The sequence below is a fragment of the Bradyrhizobium cedriense genome (assembly GCF_054602315.1).
In genome coordinates this window covers 670,168-696,460 of sequence record NZ_JBTSWB010000005.1, presented here as the reverse complement: position 1 = coordinate 696,460, position 26,293 = coordinate 670,168, and the positions used below count along the sequence as shown (strand labels likewise).

22 protein-coding genes are annotated in these 26,293 nt (G+C 65.2%); 15 read left to right on the top strand and 7 right to left on the bottom strand.

The genetic code is table 11. The annotated features are described in order from the left end of the window. The first annotated feature begins 7 nt into the window (after positions 1-7). Positions 8-784, top strand: a complete 777-nt coding sequence (locus tag ACYCVF_RS24555) for a DUF1223 domain-containing protein (protein ID WP_459603539.1) — start codon at positions 8-10, stop codon at positions 782-784. 586 nt (positions 785-1,370) lie between these two features. Continuing rightward, the gene (locus ACYCVF_RS24550; protein WP_459603540.1) at positions 1,371-1,742 is read left to right on the top strand and encodes a DUF2794 domain-containing protein; all 372 of its coding nucleotides are present in this window, start codon (positions 1,371-1,373) and stop codon (positions 1,740-1,742) included. A 66-nt stretch (positions 1,743-1,808) separates the two neighbouring features. Here the strand turns inward: ACYCVF_RS24550 and ACYCVF_RS24545 are convergent, their stop codons facing one another. The 4 genes from ACYCVF_RS24545 to ACYCVF_RS24530 form a co-directional block, all read right to left on the bottom strand. After that, entirely contained in the window at positions 1,809-2,339 is a 531-nt protein-coding gene (locus tag ACYCVF_RS24545; RefSeq protein WP_459603541.1) for an N-acetyltransferase family protein, read from the bottom strand. Positions 2,340-2,565: 226 nt separating this feature from the next. After that, positions 2,566-3,357: a Bax inhibitor-1/YccA family protein gene (locus ACYCVF_RS24540; RefSeq protein ID WP_459603542.1), complete on the bottom strand. Its 792-nt coding sequence runs from the start codon at positions 3,355-3,357 to the stop codon at positions 2,566-2,568. Positions 3,358-3,627: 270 nt separating this feature from the next. Continuing rightward, positions 3,628-6,198 (bottom strand): ABC transporter permease, encoded by a 2,571-nt coding sequence (locus ACYCVF_RS24535; protein ID WP_459603543.1) that lies wholly within the window; start codon positions 6,196-6,198, stop codon positions 3,628-3,630. Next, the gene (locus ACYCVF_RS24530; protein ID WP_459603544.1) at positions 6,195-6,917 is read right to left on the bottom strand and encodes an ABC transporter ATP-binding protein; all 723 of its coding nucleotides are present in this window, start codon (positions 6,915-6,917) and stop codon (positions 6,195-6,197) included. Before ACYCVF_RS24530 ends, ACYCVF_RS24535 begins: the two co-directional genes overlap by 4 nt. 55 nt (positions 6,918-6,972) lie before the next feature. Here ACYCVF_RS24530 and ACYCVF_RS24525 point away from each other — a divergent pair, with 55 nt between their 5' ends. From ACYCVF_RS24525 to ACYCVF_RS24470, 12 genes are all read left to right on the top strand, one after another. Next, complete coding sequence (locus ACYCVF_RS24525; RefSeq protein WP_459603665.1) at positions 6,973-7,608, top strand: arylesterase; 636 nt, start codon at positions 6,973-6,975, stop codon at positions 7,606-7,608. A gap of 175 nt (positions 7,609-7,783) precedes the next feature. Further along, complete coding sequence (gene thpR, locus ACYCVF_RS24520; RefSeq protein WP_061029339.1) at positions 7,784-8,320, top strand: RNA 2',3'-cyclic phosphodiesterase; 537 nt, start codon at positions 7,784-7,786, stop codon at positions 8,318-8,320. A gap of 177 nt (positions 8,321-8,497) precedes the next feature. Further along, positions 8,498-9,685 carry a cell division protein ZapE gene (gene zapE / locus ACYCVF_RS24515; RefSeq protein ID WP_459603545.1) on the top strand — a complete coding sequence of 396 codons (1,188 nt, stop codon included), beginning with the start codon at positions 8,498-8,500 and terminating at the stop codon, positions 9,683-9,685. Positions 9,686-9,948: 263 nt separating this feature from the next. Further along, positions 9,949-10,917, top strand: a complete 969-nt coding sequence (mdh, locus tag ACYCVF_RS24510) for a malate dehydrogenase (protein WP_459603546.1) — start codon at positions 9,949-9,951, stop codon at positions 10,915-10,917. Between the two features lie 200 nt (positions 10,918-11,117). Then, positions 11,118-12,314, top strand: a complete 1,197-nt coding sequence (sucC, locus tag ACYCVF_RS24505) for an ADP-forming succinate--CoA ligase subunit beta (protein ID WP_459603547.1) — start codon at positions 11,118-11,120, stop codon at positions 12,312-12,314. 4 nt (positions 12,315-12,318) lie between these two features. Next, the gene (locus ACYCVF_RS24500; protein ID WP_459603548.1) at positions 12,319-12,798 is read left to right on the top strand and encodes a DUF1579 domain-containing protein; all 480 of its coding nucleotides are present in this window, start codon (positions 12,319-12,321) and stop codon (positions 12,796-12,798) included. A 34-nt stretch (positions 12,799-12,832) separates the two neighbouring features. Beyond that, positions 12,833-13,717, top strand: coding sequence for a succinate--CoA ligase subunit alpha (gene sucD / locus ACYCVF_RS24495; protein WP_135171531.1), 885 nt, complete (start codon positions 12,833-12,835; stop codon positions 13,715-13,717). A gap of 137 nt (positions 13,718-13,854) precedes the next feature. Beyond that, positions 13,855-16,824 (top strand): 2-oxoglutarate dehydrogenase E1 component, encoded by a 2,970-nt coding sequence (locus ACYCVF_RS24490; protein WP_459603549.1) that lies wholly within the window; start codon positions 13,855-13,857, stop codon positions 16,822-16,824. Positions 16,825-16,989: 165 nt separating this feature from the next. Beyond that, positions 16,990-18,234, top strand: a complete 1,245-nt coding sequence (odhB, locus tag ACYCVF_RS24485) for a 2-oxoglutarate dehydrogenase complex dihydrolipoyllysine-residue succinyltransferase (RefSeq protein ID WP_459603550.1) — start codon at positions 16,990-16,992, stop codon at positions 18,232-18,234. A gap of 54 nt (positions 18,235-18,288) precedes the next feature. Then, positions 18,289-19,050: an SDR family oxidoreductase gene (locus tag ACYCVF_RS24480; RefSeq protein WP_459603551.1), complete on the top strand. Its 762-nt coding sequence runs from the start codon at positions 18,289-18,291 to the stop codon at positions 19,048-19,050. A gap of 57 nt (positions 19,051-19,107) precedes the next feature. Next, positions 19,108-20,508: a dihydrolipoyl dehydrogenase gene (lpdA, locus tag ACYCVF_RS24475; RefSeq protein WP_459603552.1), complete on the top strand. Its 1,401-nt coding sequence runs from the start codon at positions 19,108-19,110 to the stop codon at positions 20,506-20,508. Between the two features lie 35 nt (positions 20,509-20,543). Beyond that, positions 20,544-21,074: a hypothetical protein gene (locus ACYCVF_RS24470; protein ID WP_459603553.1), complete on the top strand. Its 531-nt coding sequence runs from the start codon at positions 20,544-20,546 to the stop codon at positions 21,072-21,074. Between the two features lie 174 nt (positions 21,075-21,248). On the opposite strand, the gene ACYCVF_RS24465 is transcribed toward ACYCVF_RS24470, so the two are convergent. Then, positions 21,249-21,842, bottom strand: a complete 594-nt coding sequence (locus ACYCVF_RS24465) for a DUF4337 domain-containing protein (protein ID WP_459603666.1) — start codon at positions 21,840-21,842, stop codon at positions 21,249-21,251. An 84-nt stretch (positions 21,843-21,926) separates the two neighbouring features. Then, positions 21,927-22,892, bottom strand: coding sequence for a tyrosine recombinase XerC (locus ACYCVF_RS24460; protein WP_459603554.1), 966 nt, complete (start codon positions 22,890-22,892; stop codon positions 21,927-21,929). Between the two features lie 111 nt (positions 22,893-23,003). On the opposite strand from ACYCVF_RS24460, the gene ACYCVF_RS24455 reads away from it, so the two are divergent. Then, positions 23,004-25,214: a primosomal protein N' gene (locus ACYCVF_RS24455; RefSeq protein WP_459603555.1), complete on the top strand. Its 2,211-nt coding sequence runs from the start codon at positions 23,004-23,006 to the stop codon at positions 25,212-25,214. 236 nt (positions 25,215-25,450) lie between these two features. Here the strand turns inward: ACYCVF_RS24455 and ACYCVF_RS24450 are convergent, their stop codons facing one another. Further along, positions 25,451-25,954, bottom strand: a complete 504-nt coding sequence (locus ACYCVF_RS24450) for a septal ring lytic transglycosylase RlpA family protein (RefSeq protein ID WP_459603556.1) — start codon at positions 25,952-25,954, stop codon at positions 25,451-25,453. Positions 25,955-26,293: the final 339 nt, after the last annotated feature.

The window sequence follows — 26,293 nt, the reverse complement described above, 5'->3', positions numbered from 1 at the left end:
TTTCGACATGACGACAATGACGGCTTCTCATCCGATTTCGCGCTGGTCCAGTGCCCTCTGGTCGGGAGCTCTCGGCATCTGTGCCATCGTCGCCGTCGTCCGCCCCGTCCACGCTGATCCCCGCGCCGTGGTTGAGCTGTTTACCTCCCAAGGCTGCTCGTCCTGCCCGCCCGCCGACCAGATCATCGGCGATCTCTCGAAAGACCCGTCGATCATCGCGCTGAGCATGCCGATCGACTATTGGGATTATCTCGGCTGGAAAGACACGCTGGCGGACTCGCGCTTCTCTGCACGGCAGCGCGCCTATTCGCGCATGCGCGGCGACCGCGAGGTTTACACGCCGCAGGTCGTCGTCAACGGCTCCACGCACGTTATCGGCAGCGATCGCGTCGGCATCGAGAGCGCGATCGGAAAAACCGACAAGGGCGCTGGCGTGATGAGCGTGCCGGTGACGATGTCGCTCTCCGGCAAGCAGATCAACGTCTCGGTGGCCGCAAGCAAGGAGCCCGCAGTTTCACGCGGCGAGGTCTGGATCTGCTCGATCTCCAAGTCGGTTCCGATCGCGATCACCCGAGGCGAGAATCGCGGCCAGCAGGTCACCTATCACAACGTGGTGCGGAACCTGCTCAAGGTCGGCGACTGGACCGGCCGTCCGGAAAGCTGGACGGTGCCGATCGAGAACCTCACGCGCGACGGCGTCGACGGCGCGGTGGTCTACGTCCAGGACGGCAGCCGGGAGAAGCCCGGCCCGATGCTGGGCGCGGCGTACACGTCGCTGCACTGATTCGACCCTCTCACCAGCGTCGCATTCGCCCTCACCGCTCATGGTGATGAGCGCGCCTGGCACGCGTCTCCATGAAGGCGCCGTTCACGGGAGCCGGGCATTCATCCTTGGAGACGCCGTGCAAGCGCGCGGCCTCAGGACGAGGCGAGGGGCTTCAGGTTGATGAGAAAGAAAGCGGGCCGGCAGAGAAACATCCCGACACAAACAAAAAAGGACCAACTTGCGTTGGCCCTCCTTGCCGTGCGTACAGACCCGATCCTGTTCGACCCCGGGGGGCTGGGGGCTGAGGAATCCGGAACCGAAAGGACCGGGTCAACGCACGTGAGTCTTATCGCAATGCAGGGCGGCGGGCGCTTGGCGGAAAAGCGGCGACACTATGATTCCTGCTAACGATCCCGTGACGGTTTGCCGCGACAGAGTTCCACCATTGCGTGTGTCCCGAGTCGCAGCCGATTCGACGGGTTGAGCAAAGGGGGGCCCTTGCAGTGAGGGACGGTTGGCGCAATCATGCGATTGTCATGAACGCGGTTCCGGGGACGGTCTTCGCGGACGCGGGTCATTGGCGTGCGATGAGGAGGCGCTTCCCATGGGTCTGATGCCGGAGGATGCCGATCCGAGCGAGCAGCGCGCGGCGGCGCGCCCCGCCGCGGCGAATGCACAGCCGAGCCGGGTGACGTTCAACCGGCTCGAGCTGCACCGCATTCTCAATCTCTACGGCCGCATGGTCGCCGACGGCGAGTGGCGCGACTACGCCATCGACTTCCTGAAGGACCGCGCCGTGTTCTCGGTCTATCGCCGCGCTTCGGAAGTGCCGATCTACCGCATCGAGAAGGACCCGCGGCTCGCGCGCAAGCAGGGCATGTACAGCGTGATCTCGGCGACCGGCCTCATCCTGCGCCGCGGCCATGAGCTTGAGCGGGTGCTGCTGGTGATCGACCGGAAGCTGGCGGTGGTGTAGCCGCACGAACGGTGCGTGGGCACTGCGCTTCGCGCCTTTGCCCATCCTACAGGACCAGGGCCGAGCTTACGGCCCCGGCACCGTGCTCGCGCCCTCACCGAGGTCGCGCTGCATCATCACCGTATCCAGCCAGCGGCCGAATTTCAGCCCGACATTGGGATGTGTGCCGATCAATCTGAAGCCGCACCGGGTGTGCACGCCGACCGATCCGGCATTGGCGGAATCGCCGATCACCGCGATCATCTGGCGGAAGCCGCGTGCCTCGCATTCGGTGATCAGCCGCTCCAGCAGCAAAGCGCCGACCCCGCGGCGGTGGAAGGAAGGATCGAGATAGATCGAGTTCTCGACCGTGAAGCGATAGGCCGGACGCGGCCGGTAGGCCCCGGCATAGGCATAGCCGGCGACGCGGCCCTCGAGCATGGCGACGAAATAGGGATAGCCGCCGTCGACCAGCACGCGATAGCGGCGCGTCATTTCGGTGAGGTCAGGCGGCTCCAGCTCGAACGTGGCGGTGCCCTCGCGGACGGCCTGCTGATAGATGGCGGTGATGGCGGGAAGGTCGGCCTCGAGCGTGGGCCTGATTTCGGGTGCGGGCATGGCGGGAAGATTAGAGTCTTCGCCCGGCCGCTGGAAGGGGCTAACAGCCTCTCCATGTCGTCATTGCGAGCGCAGCGAAGCAATCCAGAAATGCATCCGCGGAGGGGCTCTGGATTGTTTCGTCGCAAGAGCTCCTCGCAATGACGGTGGTGAGGGAATATCACGGCCCAAACAAAAACCCCGGCCTTTCGGCCGGGGTCCGTGTCCGTTCCCTCAGTCCTGGCGCTTACTCGCGCTGGCCGAGGAGCTGCAGCAGCAGCGTGAACAGGTTGATGAAGTTCAGGTACAGCGACAATGCGCCGGTGATGGCCGCACGCTCTGCGATGTCGCCGCCGGCCGAGGCATAGCCGTAGATGTAGTCGTTCTTCAGCCGCTGCGTATCCCAGGCGGTGAGGCCCGAGAACACCAGCACGCCAACCACCGACACGATGAACTGCAGCATCGAGCTGGCCAGGAACAGGTTCACCAGGCTGGCGAGGACGATGCCGATCAGGCCCATGAACAGGAACGAGCCCATTCCGGTCAGGTCACGCTTGGTGGTGTAGCCGTAGAGGCTGAGGGCACCGAAGGTCGCCGCGGTGATGAAGAACACCCGCACGATCGAGGTGTGCGTGAACACCAGGAAGATCGACGACAGCGAGATGCCCATCAGCGCCGAGAACACCCAGAACAGGATCTGGGCGGTCGAGGGTGCGAGACGGTTGATGCCCGCCGAGATCACGAACACCATCGCGAGCGGCGCCAGGATGAACAGCCACTTGAGGGGGCTCACGAACATCGCATAGCCGAACGGCGTCAGGAACATCTTGCCGACCCGGACGGCTTCCGGGGTCGCAACGTCAGTCACGGCGGCCATGTAGACGCCGAGCGCGGCAAGGCCAGTGATGGCGAGGCCGATCGTCATGTAGTTGTAGATGCGCAGCATGTAGGCGCGCAGGCCGGCGTCGACCGTCGCGGCGTCAACACGCCCGGCGGCCCTGCCGAAAGGAGAAGCGTAGTTACGGTCTAGGTCCGACATGGTCGAATTCCCGTTGGTTGGCCGGTCCGGCACGAGGGTCGCCATGCCGCCGGTTCGTCAAATTCTATCTCGGAATACCAATCGCTGCCGACTAAATTTTGGCTAACAATCGGGTCTCCGAACCCATCCGATATGTGGGAAACTAACACATTCGGTGCAACCGTCCACGCGCGGCTGAATGTCGCCCTCGGGCACAATCCTGACGGGCGGCCATGGTTAATCGCAGGAATCGTGCGATTCCGCTGCCGCGCGGCGACCCGCTACCTTTTGTCACAAATTCCGCAACACCGTCGCGGGCTTTTTGTTCAACGCCAGCAGCGTGCCGGCGAGCCCCAGCCCGACGGTGACCACGAGGGCGGCCGCGACCACGCCGGCCGCGCTGCCGGCCTGCCAGACGAAGCTGAGCGTCATCAGCCGCGTCACGATTATCCAGGCCGCGATGCTTCCGGCGAACACGCCGAACACGGCGGTGGCGAGCCCGATCAGGAGGTATTCGAGCGCATAGGCGCCGAGCAGCCGCAGCCGCGTCGCGCCCAGCGTCTTCAGGATCACCGCATCGTAGACCCGGTGGCGGTGGCCGGCGGCGAGCGCCCCGCCGAGCACCAGGATCGCCGAGATCAGGGTCACGGCGCTGGCGCCGCGGATCGCCAGCGCCAGGTTGGTCACCACCGAGCCGACCGTCTCCATCACCTCGCGCACGCGCACGCTCGTCACCATCGGATAAGCGTCGGCGACCTCCTTGATGATCTTGCCGTCGCCGGCCGCGTTGCCGCCCGCTTCCGTCAGCGTCGCGATGTGGGTGTGCGGGGCGCCCTTGAAGGCGTTCGGCGAGAAGACGAGGACGAAGTTGATGCCGAGTCCCTGCCAGTCGATGGTGCGCAGATTTCCGATCTTGGCCGGGATGTCGCGCCCGAGCACGTTGACGACGATTTCGTCGCCGAGCTTGAGGCCGAGTCCGACGGCGATCTTCTTTTCCATCGAGACCAGCGGCGGGCCGGAATAATCGGCGCTCCACCACTCGCCCTCGACCACCTTGGAACCTTTCGGCAGCTCGGCGGTGTAGGTCAGGCCGCGGTCGCTCTGGAGCACCCATTCGGAATCGGTCGTCGGCTTGAGGTCCTCGGCGCGAACGCCGCGCGCCGCGACGATGCGCCCCCGCAGCATCGGCACGTCCTCCACCTTCGCGCCGGGAGCGATTTGCCGCAGATAAGAGTCGAACTGCTCGGCCTGCGCGCTCGGGATGTCGATGAAGAAGAAGGACGGCGCCTGATCGGGGAGAGCTGCGAGGAATTGCCGGCGCAGATTGCCGTCGATCTGGGTGATGGTGACGAGCACGGCGAGCCCGAGTCCCAGCGACAGCACGACGGAGGGCGTCAACGCGCCGGGCCGGTGGATGTTGGCGATCGCCAGCCGCAGCATCGGCAGCCGCGTGCGCGGCAGGCGGCGGGCAATCGCCATCAGCAAGGCGGCGATGCCGCGGAGCAGGACGAACACGACGACCGATGAGGCAACGAACACCGCGGCGATGCGCTTGTCGAAGGACAGGCCGATCACGACGGCGACCAGCAGGACGACCACGACGCCCATGAACACCAGGTAGCCGAGGCGCGGCCTGTGCCATTCGGAGCTGACGGTGTCGCGGAACAGCGCGGCCACCGGCACGTCGTGGACGCGGCCGAGCGGCCACAGCCCGAAGGCGAGCGCAGTGAGGAGGCCGTAGACGAAGGACAGCGCGAGCTCGTCGGCGTGCACGGCCGGCACCACCGGCAGCGGCAGGAGCTTGCCGAACAGCCCGACGATGGCGAAGGGCATGGCGGCGCCGAGCGCAAGGCCGATCACCGAGCCGATGGCGGCGAGCAGGAGCACCTGCGCGAGATAGATGCCGAACACGTCGCGGCCGGTGGCGCCGACGGCCTTGAAGGCCGCGATCACCTCGAGCTTCCGGTCGATATGGCTCTTGACGGCGTTGGCGACGCCGACGCCGCCGACGAGAAGGGCGGCGAGGCCGACCAGCGTCAGGAACTCGGTGAAACGGCCGATGTTGCGCTCGAGTTGCGGGGAGGCGTTGGAACGGCTGCGGATCTCCCAGCCGGCCTGTGGGGCGGCGTTGCGGGCGTCCGCGATGAAGGCTTCTGTGGCGCGCTCGTTGTTCGCGGTGTCGGGCAGCTTGACCCGGTAGACCCAGCGTACCAGGCTGCCGGGCTGGATCAGGCCGGTGGCGCGCAGGCCGGCTTCGCTGATCAGGAAGCGTGGCCCGAAGCCGATGCCGCCGGCGAGCTTGTCGGGCTCGGCTTCGACGGTGCTGCGGATCTGGAAGGTCGCAGCGCCGATGGTGACGCGATCGCCGGTCTTGAGCGAGAGCCGCGCCAGCAGCGTCGGATCGGCGGCGGCGCCGAACGCGCCGTCACGCTCGACGAGCAGATCGGACATCGGCAGGGGCGGTGCCAGCGTCAGCTGTCCCAGCATCGGATAGGTGTCGTCGACCGCCTTCATCTCGACCAGCGCGAGCTTGCCCTCGGCGGACCGCGCCATGCCGCGCAAGGTTGCGGCGGTCGACACGGTGCCGCGCGAGCGCAGGAAGGCGACCTCGTCGGGCCGGGCCTCGCGCTGGAACAGCACGAAGGAGACGTCGCCGCCGAGCAGCGTGCGCCCTTCGCGCGCAAGACCGTCGGAGAGGCTCGCCGAGACCGAGCCGACGCCGGCGATCGCCATCACGCCGAGCGCGATGCAGGCGATGAAGACATAGAAGCCGCGCAAGCCCCCGCGCAATTCGCGCAGCGCATAGCGCAACGACAGCGCGACGCCATTGGGCTTCGCAAACGGTTCGACTGAAATGCTCATGCCGGTGCGGACTGCGTATCGATGCGCCCCGAGCGCAGGCGGATGACGCGATCGCAGCGATGTGCCAGCGAGGAATCGTGAGTCACCAGCACCAATGTCATGCCGCGCTCGGCATGCTTGCTGAACAGGAGATCGACGATCTGCTTGCCCGTGGCCTCGTCGAGATTGCCGGTCGGCTCGTCGGCGACGAGAATCGTGGGATCAGGCGCCAGCGCGCGCGCGAGCGCGACGCGCTGCTGCTCGCCGCCGGAGAGCTGCGTCGGATAATGATGCAGGCGGTCGCCGAGCCCGACCGATTGCAGCTCCTGCGCCGCGCGCTTCGCGGCGTCGGGATTGCCGGCAAGCTCCAGCGGGACGGCGACGTTCTCCAGCGCCGTCATGGTCGGGATCAGATGGAAGGACTGGAAGACGATGCCGACATGGCGGCCGCGGAAGCGGGCCAGCGCGTCCTCGTCGAGGGCATTGAAAGGCGTGCCCGATAACACCACCTCTCCGCTGTCAGGACGCTCCAGCCCCGCCATCACCATCAGCAGCGTGGATTTGCCCGAGCCTGACGGGCCGATCAGGCCGATCGTCTCGCCCGAGGCGACCCGCAGGCTGATATTCTTGAGGATGTGAACGCGTGCCGCACCGGTGCCCAGTGAGAGATTGACGTTGGAGATGGCGATGGTGTCCGCGGCGGTGGCGGCGAGCGAAGAGGGTTCTATGCGAGTATCCATGGTCCGGTCATATGGCAACTCCGCTGGCGCGGTCGAGAGGCGTTACGGATTGTTCATGCACATAGCCGTGTTGATGCTCGCTTTGATGACGATGGCGGACCCCGCCTGGGCGGGAGCGACAAAACCGGTCAAGCTTGTCGTTCTGGGCGATTCCCTCAGCGCCGGTCTCGGCCTCCCGGCTCCCGAGGCGTTTCCTCAGAAGCTCAAAAAATCCTTGCAGGCCAAAGGCATAGAGGTCGAGATGACGAATGCCGGGGTGTCCGGTGACACCTCTTCCGGCGGCCGCGACCGGCTCGACTGGTCGGTGCCCGATGGAACTGACGGGGTCATCGTCGAGCTCGGCGCCAACGATGCGCTGCGCGGCATCGATCCCGCCCTGACGCGCGCCGCGCTGACTGACATCATCCAGCGGCTCAAGGCGCGCAAGATCGCAGTGATGCTGTGCGGAATGCTGGCGCCGCCGAATTACGGCGCCGACTATGCCGCGCGTTTCAATTCGATTTATCCGGATCTGGCGAAACAATTCGACGTGCCGCTCTATCCGTTCTTTCTTGAAGGCGTTGCCGCCGATGCCAAGCTCAACCAGGCTGACGGCATTCATCCGACCGCAGCCGGCGTCGACATCATCATCGGCAACATCATGCCCACCGTGGAGGCATTCCTCGGCACGATAGCTGAGCAACGGCGTTGAAAAGCAGGCAGCGCTACCCCCAAATTCCCAGGGTTTTACCGGGGTGGGGCGCGGCATGCTTCGCAGAGTCACACAACTGCGATAGGAATCGAGTTACCGGTGATTCGTCGCCGGCTCTAATTTGGATATGGTCCTTGCCTTGCGGGCTGTACCCAAGCATCGGGAGTGCGAAACGATGCCGCGTTTGTTCACGGGGCTGGAAATTCCGGCCGAGATCGGCCAGTCGCTTTCCAACTTGAGGGGTGGCCTCCCCGGCGCCCGCTGGATCGATCCCGAAAATTATCACGTTACCTTGCGCTTCATCGGCGACATCGACGGCGCTTCCGCCAACGAGATCGCCTCGTTGCTGTTTCGCGTCGACCGCAAGCCGTTCGAGGTGAAGGTGCAGGGGCTTACGAGTTTTGGCGGCCGCAAACCGAGGGCAGTCGTCGCGACGATCGTGCCGAGCAAGCCGCTGATGGACTTGCAGGCCGAGCTCGAGCGGATGATGCAGCGGATCGGCCTCGACCCCGAAGGCCGCAAGTTCATCCCGCATGTCACGCTGGCCCGGCTGCACGATGCCACCGACCGCGACGTCGCCGACTATCTCTCGCTGCGCGGCTACTTCCCGAGCAAGGCGTTCATGGCCGAACGTTTCGTGTTGTTCTCGTCGCGGGCATCGACGGGCGGCGGCCCGTATGTGGTCGAGGACGCCTACGAGCTGTGTGCCTAGCTCGCAGTCGTCCCCCCGCCGCCGATCCGGGCCCCAGCGCTCCGCGACGAACGACATAGTCGGTCCGTCAGCGCAGCCGCGCAAGACCGCTGCCGCGCCTCCGGGACACGAAAGCGCATACCTCTGACCTCATTTCACGACTTGCAATTTCCGCCAGTCTCTGGCGGTAAAAGGGCCATGCTCTCCACGCCCAGTTCCTCATTCCGCGAGGCCTACCAGGCCGAGATCGCGTCCGGCGCGATCGAGCCCGATGCTGCGCAGGCCGAGGTCGCCGAGGCCTATGCGGCGCTCGACCAGCGGCTCGCAACCTACAAGCCGCAGCGCAAGCAGGGCCTGCTCAGCCGCCTCTTCAGCGGGGGCGACAAGGACGAGGCGCCGCGCGGGCTCTACATCCATGGCGAGGTCGGCCGCGGCAAGACCATGCTGATGGACCTGTTCTTCCAGCACAGCACCATCGAGCACAAGCGGCGCGCGCATTTCCACGAGTTCATGGCGGAAGCGCATGAGCGCATCTACGATTATCGCCAGAGCATCGCACGCGGCGACATCGCCGACGGGGACGTCATCGCGCTGACAGCGACCGCGATCTTCGAGGAGAGCTGGCTGCTCTGCTTCGACGAATTCCACGTCACCGACATCGCGGACGCGATGATCCTGGGGCGCCTGTTCGCAAAGCTGTTCGAACTCGGCACCGTGGTGGTCGCGACGTCCAACGTCGCGCCCGACGATCTCTACAAGGGCGGCTTGAACCGCTCGCTGTTCCTGCCCTTCATCAAGCAGATCACCGATCACATGGACGTGGCGCGGCTCGACGCGCGTACCGACTTCCGGCTCGAGAAGCTCCAGGGCGTGCCGATGTGGCTGACACCGGCCGATGCCGATGCGGATGCGGCGCTCGACCGCGCCTGGTCGCGCATGTCAGGCGGCGCCAAATGCAGGCCGCGCGACATCTCGATCAAGGGCCGCATCCTGCACGTGCCGTGCTCGGCCCACGGCGTGGCACGGTTCTCCTTCGCCGACCTCTGCGAGAAGCCGCTCGGCGCATCCGACTACCTCAGGCTGGCGCACGACTATCACACCATCCTGGTCGACCGTATTCCAGTGATGGATTTGTCCCAGCGCAACGCCGCCAAGCGCTTCATCACGCTGATCGACACGCTCTATGACAATGCCGTGAAGCTGATGGCCTCGGCTGACGCGAACCCAATCTCGCTCTACCTTGCCTCCGAGGGCAACGAGGCCAACGAGTTCAAGCGGACCGCCTCGCGGCTGATCGAGATGAGCTCGCAGTCCTATCTGGCGCTCCCCCACGGCCGCAAGGACTCCGCCGCGAGCGGCTCGACCAAGGGGCTGGTGGAGACTTAAGTCCTATTTTCTCCGTTCCCATTGGCGTCATTCCGGGGCGCGACGAAGTCGCGAGCCCGGAATCCATCCCGCTACCGACTCTGCAGCCCGATGGATTCCGGGCCTGCGCCTGCCGGCGCATCCCGGAATGACGAACCGAATGTGGCTGGCGGCTCTCTCGGCAAGCCCGACAAATGGGCATCCACCGACTTGAACGGGGGAGGCGAAAGGGATAACCACCCTCTCAGTTTTCCCCTCCTTACGTGTCTAAAGGACAGGTACACATGGCGCGCGACAAGATTGCTTTGATTGGCTCCGGCCAGATCGGCGGAACGCTGGCTCACCTCATCGGCCTGAAAGAACTGGGCGACGTCGTGATGTTCGACATCGCCGAGGGCGTGCCGCAGGGCAAGGCGCTCGACATCGCGCAGTCCTCCCCGGTCGACGGCTTCGACGCGCACTACAGCGGCGCGAACTCCTACGAGGCCCTCGACAACGCCAAGGTCTGCATCGTCACCGCCGGCGTGCCGCGCAAGCCCGGCATGAGCCGCGACGACCTCCTCTCCATCAACCTCAAGGTCATGGAGCAGGTCGGCGCCGGCATCAAGAAGTACGCCCCCGACGCCTTCGTCATCTGCATCACCAATCCGCTCGATGCCATGGTCTGGGCGCTGCAGAAGGCTAGCGGCCTGCCGCACAAGAAGGTCGTCGGCATGGCCGGCGTGCTGGATTCGGCCCGCTTCCGCTACTTCCTGGCCGACGAGTTCAACGTCTCCGTCGAAGACGTCACCGCCTTCGTGCTCGGCGGTCACGGCGATACCATGGTGCCGCTGGTGAAGTACTCCACGGTCGCCGGCATTCCGTTGCCCGATCTCGTCAAGATGGGCTGGACCTCGCAGGCGCGCCTCGACGAGATCGTCGACCGCACCCGTAACGGCGGCGCCGAGATCGTCAATCTGCTCAAGACCGGCTCGGCCTTCTATGCCCCGGCTGCGTCCGCCATCGCGATGGCCGAGAGCTATCTGAAGGACAAGAAGCGCGTGTTGCCCTGCGCCGCCTATCTCAATGGCGAGTACAGCGTGAAGGACATGTATGTCGGCGTGCCCGTCGTAATCGGCGCCAAGGGTGTCGAGCGCGTCGTCGAGATCGAGCTCGCCGGCAAGGACCGCGAGGCTTTCGACAAGTCGGTCGGTGCCGTGCAGGGCCTGGTCGATGCCTGCAAGAAGATCGCACCCGATCTTCTCGGCCGCTAACTGCGAGCAACGCCCCGCCGGAGCCCGAAAATCGGTCTTCGGCGGTTTCACTTCCGGCGCCCATTGACCGGGCGGGCCCCGGGTTCGACAGTCCAGAGATCTCGAAGTCAACGAAACCGTGTTGCAGTTGTTGTGGTATATGGTATGCCAGCCACAAGACTGAGGCGGGGTCACCGCCCGCGGGTTCAGGGAGCGACCATATGAATATCCATGAATATCAGGCCAAAGCGCTGCTGAACGAGTTCGGCGTGCCGATCTCGAAGGGCGTGCCGGTCCTCAAGTCCGCTGACGCGGAAGCCGCCGCCAAGGCGCTCCCCGGCCCGATCTGGGTGGTGAAGAGCCAGATCCATGCCGGCGGCCGCGGCAAGGGCAAGTTCAAGGAAGCTTCCGCCGGTGACAAGGGCGGCGTCCGCATCGCCAAGTCCGCTGCTGAGGTCACGGAATTCGCCAAGCAGATGCTCGGCGCCACCCTGGTGACGATCCAGACCGGCCCCGCCGGCAAGCAGGTCAATCGCCTCTACATCGAGGACGGCTCCGACATCGACAAGGAGTTCTACCTCTCCCTCCTGGTCGACCGCGAGACCTCGCGCGTCTCGTTCGTGGTGTCGACCGAAGGCGGCGTCAACATCGAGGACGTCGCGCACAATACCCCCGAGAAGATCGTCACCTTCTCCGTCGATCCCGCCACCGGCATCATGGGCCATCACGGCCGTACCGTCGCCAAGGCGCTGAACCTGACCGGCGATCTCGCCAAGCAGGCCGAGAAGCTCACCGCGCAGCTCTACGCGGCCTTCGTCGCCAAGGACATGGCGATGCTGGAGATCAACCCGCTGGTCGTGACCAAGCAGGGCCAGCTCCGCGTGCTCGACGCCAAGGTGTCGTTCGACGACAATTCGCTGTTCCGTCACCCCGAAGTGCTCGCGCTGCGCGACGAGACCGAGGAGGATGCCAAGGAAATCGAGGCGTCCAAGCACGATCTCAACTACGTGACGCTCGACGGCAACATCGGCTGCATGGTCAACGGCGCCGGTCTTGCCATGGCGACGATGGACATCATCAAGCTCTACGGCATGGCGCCGGCCAACTTCCTCGACGTCGGCGGCAGCGCCAGCGTTGATAAGGTTGCGGCCGCCTTCAAGATCATCACCGCCGATCCCAACGTGAAGGGCATTCTGGTCAACATCTTCGGTGGTATCATGAAGTGCGACGTGATCGCCGAGGGCGTCACGGCTGCCGTGCGGCAAGTCGGTCTCAGCGTGCCGCTGGTGGTTCGCCTCGAAGGCACCAATGTCGAGCTCGGCAAGAAGATCATCAATGAATCCGGCCTGAACGTGGTGCCGGCCGACAATCTCGACGACGCCGCGCAGAAGATCGTGAAGGCCGTCAAGGGAGGCTAGGGCCATGACCCAGGACCATCTCGCCGCATCATCCCCGCTCCCCGAGCACGCGCGTCTCGCCGCGTTCGCCGGCGAATGGAATGGCGAAGAGGTGGTCTTTCCGTCTCGCTGGATGGAAGGCGGGCCGGCCACCTCCCGCGTCGTCGCGCGCATGGACCTGAACGGATTCTACCTGATCCAGGACAGTGTCCAGATGCGCGACGGCAAGCAAGCCTTCGCCACCCACGGCATCTTCACCTACGACCGCGACGACCGGACCTACAAACTGTTCTGGTACGATTCGCTCGGCTACACGCCGCCCTCGCCCGCCTCCGGCGGATGGGTCGGCAAGACCCTGACGCTGGTGCGCGGCTCGCTCCGTGGCAATGCGCGCCATGTCTACGAAATCATCGACGATAATTCCTACTCGTTGAAGATCCAGTTCTCGCCGGACGCGGAAGGCTGGGCCGACGTGCTCACCGGCGTCTATCGCCGCATCCACTGACCTCTCACTCGTTAGTTTCGCGAAAGCAGACCTCATGTCCATCCTGATCGACAAGAACACCAAGGTCATCTGCCAGGGCTTCACCGGCAAGAACGGCACCTTCCATTCCGAGGCCGCGATCGCCTACGGCACCAAGATGGTCGGCGGCACCTCGCCGGGCAAAGGCGGCGCGACGCATCTGGGCCTGCCGGTGTTCGACACCGTGCGCGAGGCGCGAGAGAAGACCGGCGCCGATGCTTCGGTGATCTACGTGCCGCCGCCGGGTGCGGCGGATGCGATCTGCGAAGCCATCGACGCCGAGATCCCGCTGATCGTCTGCATCACCGAGGGCATCCCTGTTCTCGACATGGTGCGGGTGAAGCGCTCGCTGATTGGCTCCAAGTCGCGCCTGATCGGGCCGAACTGCCCGGGCGTCATGACCGCGGGCGAGTGCAAGATCGGCATCATGCCGGCCAACATCTTCAAGACCGGTTCGGTTGGCATCGTCTCCCGCTCCGGCACGCTCACCTATGAGGCCGTGTTCCAGACCTCCCAGGAAGGTCTCGGCCAGACCACCGCGGTCGGCATCGGCGGCGACCCGGTCAAGGGCACTGAGTTCATTGACGTGCTGGAGATGCTGCTCGCCGACCCCAAGACCGAATCCATCATCATGATCGGCGAGATCGGCGGTTCCGCCGAGGAGGACGCCGCCCAGTTCCTTAAGGACGAGGCCAAGCGCGGACGCAAGAAGCCGATGGTCGGTTTCATCGCCGGTGTCACCGCCCCTCCCGGTCGCCGCATGGGCCATGCCGGCGCGATCATCTCGGGCGGTAAGGGTGACGCCGGTTCCAAGACAGAGGCGATGAAATCGGCAGGGATTACAGTGTCCCCCTCACCCGCCCGCCTCGGGCATACGCTTGCCGAAAAGTTGAAGGGCTAATTCACTTCTTCGTGCTTTTCCGGGCGAAGTTTCGCAGCAAATAGGGTAAAGGGTGCCTGTCGCGCCGAGCCTCTGCCGGGGAGCTCGGCGCCAGCGCCGTTTGTTATGCGCGAACCGAAATCGCCAGGAACTCCAGTATGTCTCGCCAGGACGCGAACGCAGCCTTTGCCTTGTCTTCCTTTTTGCAGGGCACCAACGCCACCTACATCGACGAAATCTACGCCCGCTACGAGAAGGACCCGTCCTCGGTCGATACCGAGTGGCAGGAATTCTTCAAGAGCCTCAACGATCAGCCCGCTGACGTCCGAAAGAATGCCGCCGGCCCGTCCTGGGAGCGGGATAACTGGCCGCTGACGCCGAAGGATGATCTGACCTCCGCTCTCGACGGCAACTGGGCCGAAGTCGAGAAGGCGGTCGGTGCCAAGATCGCCGCCAAGGCGCAGGCCAAGGGAGGCGACAAGGGCGCGGACATTTCCTCCGCCGACATCCTCCAGGCCACGCGCGACTCGGTCCGCGCGTTGATGCTGATCCGCTCCTACCGCATGCGCGGCCACTTCCACGCCAAGCTCGATCCGCTGGGCATCGAGGCGCCGCGCAACCGCGAGGAACTCGATCCGCGCACCTACGGCTTCACCGAGGCTGATTACGACCGCAAGATCTTCCTCGATCACGTGCTCGGTCTCGAATACGGCAGCTTGCGCGAGATCACCGCGATCTGCGAACGCACCTACTGCCAGACGCTCGGCGTCGAGTTCATGCATATCAGCAATGCTGCGCAAAAGGCCTGGATCCAGGAGCGCATCGAGGGTCCGGACAAGGAGATCTCGTTCACCCGCGAAGGCCGCAGAGCGATCCTGATGAAGCTGGTCGAAGCCGAGGGTTTCGAGAAGTTCTGCGACACCAAGTTCACCGGCACCAAGCGCTTCGGCCTCGACGGCGGCGAATCCCTGATCCCTGCGCTCGAGCAGATCATCAAGCGCGGCGGCAATCTCGGCGTGAAGGAAATCGTGCTCGGAATGCCGCATCGCGGCCGCCTCAACGTGCTGACCCAGGTGATGGGCAAGGCGCATCGCGCGCTGTTCCACGAGTTCAAGGGCGGCTCGGCCAATCCGGACGCGGTCGAAGGCTCGGGCGACGTCAAATATCACCTCGGCGCCTCCTCGGACCGCGAGTTCGACGGCAACCGCATCCATCTGTCGCTGACCGCCAACCCCTCGCATCTCGAGATCGTCGACCCCGTCGTGCTCGGCAAGGTCCGCGCAAAGCAGGACCAGCACGGCGATCCGCCGGACATGCGCATCTCCGTCATGCCGCTGCTGATGCACGGCGATGCCGCTTTCGCGGGCCAGGGCGTGGTCGCGGAATGCTTCGGCCTGTCCGACCTGAAGGGCTACCGCACCGGCGGCTCCGTGCACTTCATCGTCAACAACCAGATCGGCTTCACCACCTATCCGCGTTATTCGCGCTCCTCGCCCTATCCGTCCGATGTGGCGAAGATGATCGACGCGCCGATCTTCCACGTGAACGGCGACGATCCGGAGGCCGTGGTGTTCGCGGCCAAGGTCGCGACCGAGTTCCGGCAGAAATTCCACAAGCCCGTCGTCATCGACATGTTCTGCTACCGCAGGCATGGCCACAACGAGGGCGACGAGCCGGCCTTCACCCAACCGGTGATGTACAAGAAGATCGCGGCCCATCCGTCGACGCTTGAGCTCTATGCCCGCCGCCTCATCAGCGAAGGGGTGATGACCGAGGGCGAGGTCGACAAGGCCAAGGCCGATTGGCGCGCCCGGCTCGATGCCGAGTTCGAGGCTGGCACCTCCTACAAGCCGAACAAGGCCGACTGGCTCGACGGAAAGTGGGCGGGCTTCAAGATCGCCGACCAGGAAGAGGATGCGCGGCGCGGCGTCACCGGCGTCGATCTGCCTGTTCTGAAGGACGTCGGCCGCAAGATCACCAAGGTGCCGGACGGCTTCCGCGTCCACCGCACCATCCAGCGCTTCCTGGAGAACCGCGCCAAGGCGATCGAGAGCGGCAACGGCATCGACTGGGCGACCGGCGAGGCTCTGGCGTTCTGCACGCTGCTTCAGGAAAACCATCACGTCCGCCTGTCCGGGCAGGACTCGGAGCGTGGCACCTTCTCGCAACGTCACTCGGTGCTGATCGACCAGGAAGACGAGAGCCGCTACACGCCGTTCAACCATCTCGGCAACGAGCAGGGCCATTACGAGGTCATCAACTCGCTGCTGTCGGAAGAGGCCGTGCTCGGCTTCGAATACGGCTATTCGCTCGCCGAGCCGAACACGCTGACGCTGTGGGAAGCCCAGTTCGGCGACTTCGCCAACGGCGCGCAGGTCGTGTTCGACCAGTTCATCTCCTCGGGCGAGCGCAAATGGCTGCGCATGTCCGGCCTCGTCTGCCTCCTGCCGCACGGCTATGAGGGCCAGGGACCGGAGCACTCCTCGGCACGGCTCGAGCGTTTCCTGCAGATGTGCGCGGAAGACAACATGCAGGTGGTCTACCCGACCACGCCGGCGAACTACTTCCACGTGCTGCGCCGCCAGCTTCACCGCGAGATCCGCAAGCCGCTGATCCTGATGACGCCGAAATCGCTGCTGCGCCACAAGCGGGCGGTGTCGCGTCTCGAAGAGCTCGCGAAGGGCACGACCTTCCACCGCATCCTCTATGATGACGCCCAGATGCTGCCGAGCGAGGCGGTCAAGCTCGTGCCCGACGAGAAGATCCGCCGCATCGTGCTGTGCTCCGGCAAGGTCTATTACGACCTCTACGAGGAGCGAGAGAAGCGCGGCATCGACGACATCTATCTGATGCGCGTCGAGCAGCTCTATCCGGTGCCGCTGAAGGCGCTGGTGGCCGAGCTGTCGCGCTTCAAGAAGGCCGAAGTGGTGTGGTGCCAGGAAGAGCCGCGCAACATGGGTGCCTGGCACTTCATCGAGCCCTATCTGGAATGGGTGCTGAACCAGGTGAACGGTGCGAGCCGGCGTCCGCGTTATGTCGGCCGCGCAGCTTCCGCCGCGACCGCCACGGGTCTGATGTCCAAGCATCAGGCGCAGCTGAAGGCGTTCCTGGACGAAGCACTGAGCTGAGAAGTTTTTTAGGACGCTGTCATCGCCCGCGAAGGCGGGCGATCCAGTACGCCGTGACGGCCGTGATGACCACGAACGCCGCGGAGTACTGGATGCCCCGCCTTCGCGGGGCATGACACCTGTGTAATTCATGACCGCATTGGCGATCCCCTTAAGGAAAAGACCATGACTGAAATTCGTGTGCCGACGCTCGGCGAATCCGTCACCGAGGCCACCATCGGCCGCTGGTTCAAGAAGGCCGGCGACCCGGTCGCCGTCGACGAGCCCTTGGTGGAGCTCGAGACCGACAAGGTCACCATCGAAGTCCCCGCGCCCTCCGCGGGCACGCTGAGCGAGATCATCGCTGCCGATGGCACGACCGTCGCCGTCGGCGCGCTGCTCGGCCAGATCACCGAAGGTACCGGCGCTGCCAAGCCTGCCGCCGCTCCCGCCAAGCCTGCCGCTGCTCCTGCAGCAGCCGCTGCAGCTCCGGCGGCTGCCGCCGCTGCGCCGAAGGCGCCGCCGGCCGATGCGCCGCTCGCCCCGTCGGTGCGCAAGCTCTCGGCCGAGACCGGCATCGACGCCTCGACCGTTCCGGGCTCCGGCAAGGACGGCCGCGTCACCAAGGGCGACATGCTGGCCGCGATCGAGCGCGCCGCCTCCGCGCCGACCCCGGTCAACCAGCCCGCCGCCGCCGTGCAGGTGCGCGCGCCATCGCCGGCCGATGACGCCGCCCGCGAAGAGCGCGTCAAGATGACCCGCCTGCGCCAGACCATCGCGCGCCGCCTCAAGGACGTGCAGAACACCGCGGCCATGCTCACGACCTTCAACGAGGTCGACATGACCAACGTCATGGCGCTGCGCGCGCACTACAAGGATGCGTTCGAGAAGAAGCACGGCTCCAAGCTCGGCTTCATGGGCTTCTTCACCAAGGCCGTCGTGCAGGGGCTGAAGGATATCCCCGCCGTCAACGCCGAGATCGATGGCACCGACCTGATCTACAAGAACTACTATCACATCGGCGTCGCCGTCGGCACCGACAAGGGTCTCGTCGTTCCCGTGGTGCGTGATTGCGACAACAAGTCGATCGCCGACATCGAGAAGGGCATCGCCGATTTCGGCCGCCGCGCCCGTGACGGCCAGCTCAAGATCGACGAGATGCAGGGCGGCACCTTCACCATCACCAATGGCGGCATCTACGGCTCGCTGATGTCGACCCCGATCCTGAACGCGCCGCAGTCCGGCATCCTCGGCATGCACAAGATCCAGGAGCGCCCGATGGTCGTCGGCGGCAAGATCGAGGTCCGCCCGATGATGTACCTGGCCCTGTCCTACGATCACCGCGTCATCGACGGCAAGGAAGCCGTCACCTTCCTGGTGCGCGTCAAGGAGAGCCTGGAAGATCCGGCGCGCCTGGTGCTCGATCTCTGATCCCTGTTGCTCTGCGAGCGCCGTCGCGATCAACGCGGCGGCGCGTGTCGAACCATGGAGGTGCGCGTGACGGATAAGGTCGTTGTCATCACCGGCGGCAGCCGCGGCATCGGGCGGGCGACCGCGATCGCGGCGGCCGCGCGCGGCTTTCGTGTCGTGGTCGGCTATGCCAGCAACAAGCAGGCTGCCGACGAGGTGGTCGCGCAGATCGAGGCCAGCAACGGCAAGGCCATCGCGGTGAAATGCGATGTCGCTGAGGAGCGCGACATCATCGATCTGTTCAAGGAAGCTGACAAGTTCGGCACGCTTGGCGCGCTCGTCAACAATGGCGGCATCGTGGGCAAGAGCGGCGTGCGCGTGGACGAAATGTCGGCCGAGCGCATCCAGCGCGTGATGGCGGTGAACGTGACCGGCTCCATCCTCTGCGCGCGCGAGGCCATCAAGCGGATGTCGACCAGGCACGGCGGCCAGGGCGGCGTCATCGTCAACCTCTCGTCTGTCGCAGCCCGGCTCGGCGCCCCCAACACCTATGTCGATTACGCCGCGTCCAAGGGCGCGGTGGATTCCTTCACCGTCGGCCTCGGTTATGAGGTCGCGGGCGAAGGCATCCGTGTCGCCGCGATCCGTCCCGGCCTGATCGACACCGAAATCCATGCCGCCGGCGGCGAGCCCGACCGCGCCCATCGTCTGGCCCATATGGTGCCGATGAAGCGGGTCGGCACCGCGGAGGAAATCGCCAACGCCATCGTCTGGCTGATGTCGGACGAGGCCTCCTACGTCACCTCAGCCATTCTCGATGTGTCCGGCGGACGCTGACGCACCGGCGGACGCTGACACATCCTCATCACGCCAAACCTTACGGGACTTTCTCTCATGGCTACCTACGATCTCGTCGTCATCGGCACCGGACCGGGCGGATACGTCTGCGCGGTGCGCGCAGCCCAGCTCGGCATGAAAGTCGCCGTGGTCGAAAAGAACGCCACGCTCGGCGGCACCTGTCTCAACGTCGGTTGCATGCCGTCGAAGGCGCTGCTGCACGCCTCCGAAATGTTCGAGGAAGCCGGCCATTCCTTTGCGAAAATGGGCGTGAGCGTTTCCGCGCCGAAGCTCGATCTGCCGGCGATGATGAATTTCAAGCAGCAGGGCATCGACGGCAACGTCAAGGGCGTCGAGTTCCTGATGAAGAAGAACAAGATCGACGTGCTCAAGGGCACCGGCAAGATCTTGGGGACCGGCAAGGTGGAGGTCTCCGCCGACGGGAAGTCGCAAGTCATCGAAGCGAAGAACATCGTCATCGCCACCGGCTCGGACATCGCGCGTCTCAAGGGCATCGAGATCGACGAGAAGCGCATCGTCTCCTCGACCGGCGCGCTGTCGCTGGACAAGGTCCCCGGCAAGCTCCTCATCGTCGGCGCCGGCGTGATCGGCCTCGAACTCGGCTCGGTCTGGCACCGCTTGGGTGCCGAAGTCGTCGTCGTCGAATTCCTCGATCGCATCCTGCCGGGCATGGACGGCGAGATCGCCAAGCAATTCCAGCGCATCCTCGAAAAGCAGGGCTTTGCGTTCAAGCTGGGGGCCAAGGTCACCGCGGTCGACGCTTCGGGCAAGACGCTGAAGGCGACGATCGAGCCAGCGGCCGGCGGTGCGGCCGAGACGCTGGAAGCCGACGTCGTGCTCGTCTGCATCGGCCGCGTGCCCTACACCGACGGTCTCGGCCTTAAGGAAGCCGGCGTCGCGCTCGACGCGCGCGGTCGCGTGCAGATCGATTCGCATTTCGCCACCAGCCTGAAGGGCGTCTATGCCATCGGCGACGTCGTCGCAGGCCCGATGCTCGCGCACAAGGCCGAGGACGAAGGCGTTGCCGTCGCGGAGATCATCGCCGGACAAGCCGGTCACGTGAACTACGACGTCATTCCGGGCGTCGTGTATACCACCCCGGAAGTGTCATCCGTCGGCAAGACCGAGGAGGAGCTGAAGCAGGCGGGCGTCGGTTACACCGTCGGGAAGTTTCCGTTCACCGCCAACGGCCGCTCCAAGGTCAACCAGACCACTGACGGCTTCGTGAAGATTCTCGCAGATGCGAAGACCGATCGCGTACTCGGGGTTCACATCATCGGCCGAGAGGCCGGCGAAATGATCCATGAAGCGTGCGTTCTCATGGAGTTCGGCGGCAGTGCGGAGGATCTCGCGCGCACCTGCCACGCCCATCCGACCCGCTCGGAGGCCGTCAAGGAAGCCGCGCTTGCAGTCGGCAAGCGGGCCATCCATATGTAGCCAAGCGCCCAGCTCGGAATCGGGCGGGACAACACATGCTGCGCCGCCTTCTTCAACCGCTCTGGGTCCTGCTTGCGATCGTCTTCCTGATCGAAGCCTGGCTGTGGGACCATCTCGAGCCGATCGTTGCCAAGATCGTCGCGGCAATCCCGCTTGCCCGCTTCAAGCAATGGCTGACGGAGCGCGTCAGTGCGCTGTCGCCGGCCATGTCGCTGATCGTCTTCGCGGTCCCCGTCGTGCCGCTGTTTCCGCTCAAGCTGGTCGGCCTCTGGCTGCTCGCGCACGAATACTGGACCAGCGCGTTCTTCACGATCGTGTTCGGCAAGCTGGTCGGCGTCGGCGTCACCGCCTTCGTGTTCGACGTGACGCGCCACAAGCTCCTGGAGATGCACTGGTTCGAGCGAATCTATGATCTGGTGCTGAAGGTGCGCGCCAAGGCCGCCGAGCTGGTCGATCCGATCAAGCGGCGCATCAGGGAGCTGATCGCCGGCAACGGCGAAGGCTGGTCCTACCGCACGCTGCGCATGATCCAGCGCTTCCGCAGGAGCGTGCACCAGGCGCGGTGAGCGCTGCGGCGTGTTCGGTGTTCGCCACACACTTGCTGTCATCGCCAGGCTTGACCGGGCGATCCAGTACGCCGCGGCCGTCGTGATGAATCTCGCTGCCTCTGGAATACTGGATGCCCCGGTCGAGCCGGGGCATGACACCGTTGGTGTGGCTCCTGCGCGCGCCTCAACGCCTCAATGCAGATGCAGCAGATGCGGCCACCACAGGCCGAGCGAGGTCATGAAGAGACCGGCGATCGTCAGCACGCCGCTAACATAGGCGAGTGCGAGCATGCCGGTGATGATGGTGGCCGAGGCCAGCACGATGCCGATCTGGAAGGCGGCCGAGGCCAGCTCGAAATGGTGGTATTTCGCCGTCGCCTCGTCGCGGGCGTGCTCGGCGTGCTTGGCCTTGTCGGCGAGCTGCTCGGTGCCTTCGCCGGTCTCCGGCTCGGAGCGGTAGCGCTGCGCCGTCTTGGTCCAGTCGTCGATCTGCTTCTGTACGGCCGGCTTCATGGCGGCGTCATCGGCCAGCGAGCCCAGCGTCAGCTTGCCCTGCTCGGCCGCAGTGATCACCACGGTGCGACGGATGCTCTTGGCCTGGAAGAACGCCCAGAGATTGGCGGCCTCGACGTTCTTGCTGATCGATTCGGTCTGGGCGCCCTTGCCGAGCGTCTCCGAGATCGCGAGGAACAGCGCCAGCACCGCGATCAGGAGCGCGATCTTCTTGTTCGAGCCGGACGCGTGTTCGGCGTGCTCGGCGTGCTCCATGCTTTCGTGTGCGCCCATCATGACTCTCCTGCATCGGTTCCCCACGATTTGACCGAACCGTGGTCGCCGCGCAAGAGGCACGCGAGGCATGACGAGAGTGTGTCACCGCCGGGGATGCGCGCTGGCATAGACTTCCAGCAGCCGCTCCGAATCGATGCCGGTGTAGATTTGCGTGGTCGAGAGCGAGGAATGGCCCAGCAATTCCTGGATGGCGCGTAGGTCGCCGCCGCGCGAGAGCAGGTGCGTGGCGAAGGAATGCCGGAGCGCGTGCGGCGTGGCGCTGTCGGGCAGGCCGAGTGCGCCGCGCAGCCGCTCCATCGCGAGCTGGATGATGCGCGGGCTCAAGGGGCCGCCGCGCGCGCCGACGAAGATCGGCCCTTCCGCCGGCAGCGGATAAGGGCACATCGCGACGTATTCTTGAATCAGCGCAAGCACGTTCTGCAGCACCGGCACCATCCGGGTCTTGTTGCCTTTACCTGTCACGACAAGCACGTCGCCTTCGCCGGGGCGCGGCACCTCGCGGCGCTTCAGGCCGAGCGCTTCGGAGATGCGCAGGCCCGAGCCATACAGCAGCGCCATCACCGCGGCATCGCGCGCAAGAATCCAGGTCTCGCGGTCCTCGCCGGCGCGCTCGTCGGCGTCGGCAAGCCGTTTGGCCGAGGCCATCGGCAACGGCTTCGGCAGGCTCTTCGCAACCTTTGGCGCGCGGATCGCGGAGAGTGCACCGACCTTGCCCTTGCCCTCGCGCTCGAGGAAGCGGCCGAACGAACGCAGGCCGGCCAGCGCGCGCATCAGGCTGCGGCCGGCAATGTCGTCGGCCCTGCGCATTGCCATGAAGGCGCGGATATCGGTGGCTTCCAGCGCCGCGAACCGTGCCAGCGTGACCCGCTCGCCCCAATGATTGCTGAGGAAATCCAGGCACTGCCGCAAGTCGCGCCCGTAGGCCTCCAGCGTCTTCGGCGACAGCCGCCGCTCGGCGCCCAGATGCGACAGCCAGCGCGCCATCTCCTGCGCGATCGAGGGATCGGCGCTGGCGAGCTCGATCTGGGGGGCGGCCGCTTTGCTCATGCGCTCTGGACGTGGTGATTCCGCACAGTATATCGCATCACACTCGTTTATCGTTCGCTAAGGCCGGCCCGTGACGCTAGCCTCAAGGACCCCGGTTCCGATTCTCCCCTCATGGATCATTCGTCGCGCAGCCAGACCGCCCCCGCCAACGCGACCGGCATGGTCGACGTGCTGGTGCCGGTCGCGCTCGACCAGACCTACTCCTACAAGGTGCCGCGCGGGATGGAGCTGAAGGCGGGCGATCTCGTCGGTGTGCCGCTCGGCGCGCGCGAGGTGCTGGCCGTGGTGTGGGGCGAGAATGCCAATCCCGATCCGCGCCTGCACAATCGCCTGAAGGAGGTCAGCGAGAAGCTGGATATCCCGCCGTTGAAGCCCGAGCTGCGCTCGGTGGTCGACTGGGTCGCCAATTACACGCTGAGCCCGCGCGGCATGGTGCTGCGCATGTGCCTGCGCATGGGCGAGAATCTCGGCCCGGAGCGGGTTCGCGCCGGCGTGCGCCTGGTCGGGGAGCCCCCGAAGCGCCTGACGCCGGCGCGGCAGCGGGTGATCGCGGTGCTTTCGGACCGGTTGCTGCACGGCAAGTCCGAGGCCGCCAAGGAAGCGGGCGTCTCGTCCGGCGTGATCGACGGCCTCGTCGATGAAGGCACGCTCACGGTCGAGCCGATGCCGCCGCCTCCGCCCCCTCCGGCACCCGATCCGGATTTCGACCGGCCGGATTTTTCGCCGCTGCAGCGTGCCGGCGTGGACGCGATGCGCGCGCTTGCGGCCAACGGCACCTTCCACGTCGCGCTGCTCGACGGCGTGACCGGCTCGGGCAAAACCGAGGTCTATTTCGAGGCCGTTGCGGAAACGATCCGCCGCGGAAGGCAATCGCTGATCCTGATGCCGGAGATCGCGCTGACCGGCCAGTTCCTCGATCGCTTCGCGCAGCGCTTCGGCGTGCGGCCGATCGAATGGCATTCGGAGCTTACGCCGCGCACCCGCGCGCGCAATTGGGCGGCGATTTCCGCAGGGACCGCGCCGGTCGTGGTCGGCGCGCGCTCGGCGCTGTTTCTCCCTTACGCCGATCTCGGCCTCATCGTGGTCGATGAGGAGCACGACCAGGCCTACAAGCAGGATGACGGCGTGCATTACCATGCCCGCGACATGGCTGTGGTGCGCGCGCATATCGCCAGGATCCCCGTCGTGCTGGCCTCCGCCACGCCCTCTGTCGAATCCGAGGTCAATGCGCGCAAGAACCGCTATCAGCGCGTCGCGCTGCCCTCGCGTTTCGGCGGCCAGCACATGCCGCATATCGAGGCGATCGATCTGCGCCGCGAGCCGCCCGCGCGCGGCCGCTTCATCTCGCCGCGGCTTGCCGGCGAGATCAAGATCGCAATCGAGCGGCGCGAGCAGGCGCTGCTGTTCCTCAACCGCCGCGGCTATGCGCCGCTGACCTTGTGCCGTGCCTGCGGCCATCGCTTCGCCTGCACCATCTGCGATGCCTGGCTGGTCGACCATCGCTTTCGCCAGCGCCTCGTCTGTCACCATTGCGGCTTCTCGATGCCGCGTCCGCACATCTGCCCGAACTGTTCGGCCGAGGAATCGCTGGTGGCGGTCGGACCCGGCGTCGAGCGCCTCCAGGAGGAGGCGGCCGCGCTGTTTCCGGACGCGCGTACCATGGTGCTGTCGAGCGACCTCATCACCTCGATCGAGACGATGCGGTCAGAGCTCGCCGAGATCGCGGAGGGCCGCGTCGACATCATCATCGGCACGCAGCTTGTCGCCAAGGGCCACAATTTCCCGCGGCTCAACCTGGTCGGCGTGGTCGATGCCGATCTCGGCCTCAGCAACGGCGATCCGCGCGCGGCGGAACGCACCTGGCAATTGCTCAACCAGGTGATCGGCCGCGCCGGGCGCGAGCAGGGCCGCGGCGTTGGCTATCTCCAGACCCACCAGCCCGATCATCCCGTGATGAAGGCGCTGATCGCCTGCGACCGCGAGGCTTTCTACGACAGCGAGATCGATCTGCGCGAGAAGACGCTCTATCCGCCGTTCGGGCGGCTCGCGAGCCTGATCATCTCCGCGGGCGACCGCCCGAGCGCGGAAGGCTTTGGCCGCAAGCTCGTCGCGCTGGCGCCGCGCGACGAACGCGTCGTGGTGCTGGGGCCAGCGGAAGCGCCGCTCGCCGTCATCAAGGGCCGCTATCGCTTCCGCATCCTGGTGAAATCGGCGCGCGGTTTCGATCTGTCGGACTACTTGCGCAGCTGGCTCGCCGTGTGCCCGAAGCCATCAGGCAATCTCAAGCTCGAAGTCGATGTCGATCCGCAGAGCTTCTTGTAGGGCGCAGTCGCGGCCTCATTCGCCGCCGTCATTCCGGGGCGCGCGAAGCGCGAGCCCGGAATCCATTTCACTGCGGACTTCGCCGCCTGATGGATTCCGGGTTCGATGCTGCGCATCGCCCCGGAATGACGACGGTCAACAAAAAAGCCCGCGGTCCCCCAAGACCGCGGGCTTGTTTCATGCGCGCATCAAACTGATGGAAACTGCGCGTGTGAAAAGAGGCGCTTTATCGCGCCTCAGGAGACGACTTCCGCGGTGACGCGGCCGACGCCGCGACTGGTGAGGCCGATGGCGCGGGCGGCACCCGTGGAGAGGTCGAGCACACGGCCGCGAATGAACGGCCCGCGGTCGTTGATGGTGACGACGACGCTCTGGCCGCCATGGGTGACGCGCAGCTTGGTGCCGAAGGGCAGCGAACGGTGCGCCGCGGTCATGGCGTTCTGGTTGAAGCGTTGGCCCGACGCGGTCTTGCTGCCGGACTCGTTGCCGTAAAAGGAAGCGATGCCGGAGAAGCTGCGGCCCGTGCCGGAAGTCGGCGTCATCGACGCATTGGCGTTGCGCCAATCGGAGGTCGCGTTGGTGTCGGTCTGGGCGTGGTGGCGGTGATGATGGTGATGCCGGTGATGCCGGGATTTGGCGGAAGCTTCGGTGGCGGTTCCACCGACGAAAAGAGTTGCGGCGACGAAAGCGATTGCCGCGCGCGGCCGGGTCACAGAGCCCAGCGTCTTCAAAGACAGCATTTATTGGTCCCTAAGCTAGTATTGCCACATATGTGGCTAGTGGAGCCCTCATCAGTTTGTGAGCGGATTGGCGTTTCGATTCCTAATGAGGCGTGAATTGGGCAGTAAATCCGCTATGTGTCGTCATGAAACATCTTGTGACCCGAACCCGATATTCGATCGATGTCCTTTAATCTTGCGATTTAACGATTTATTAACCTATTGATTGCTTCAAATTACTGTAAAACGAAGTCATTACTTCGGTCGTTTAGAATTGAGTAAGTATTCAGCGAGTGGAACTGGCGAGGCTCGGAATCACGCCTCAGTGATCCGTGTTCATGGCCGCTATGCGCTGATGGC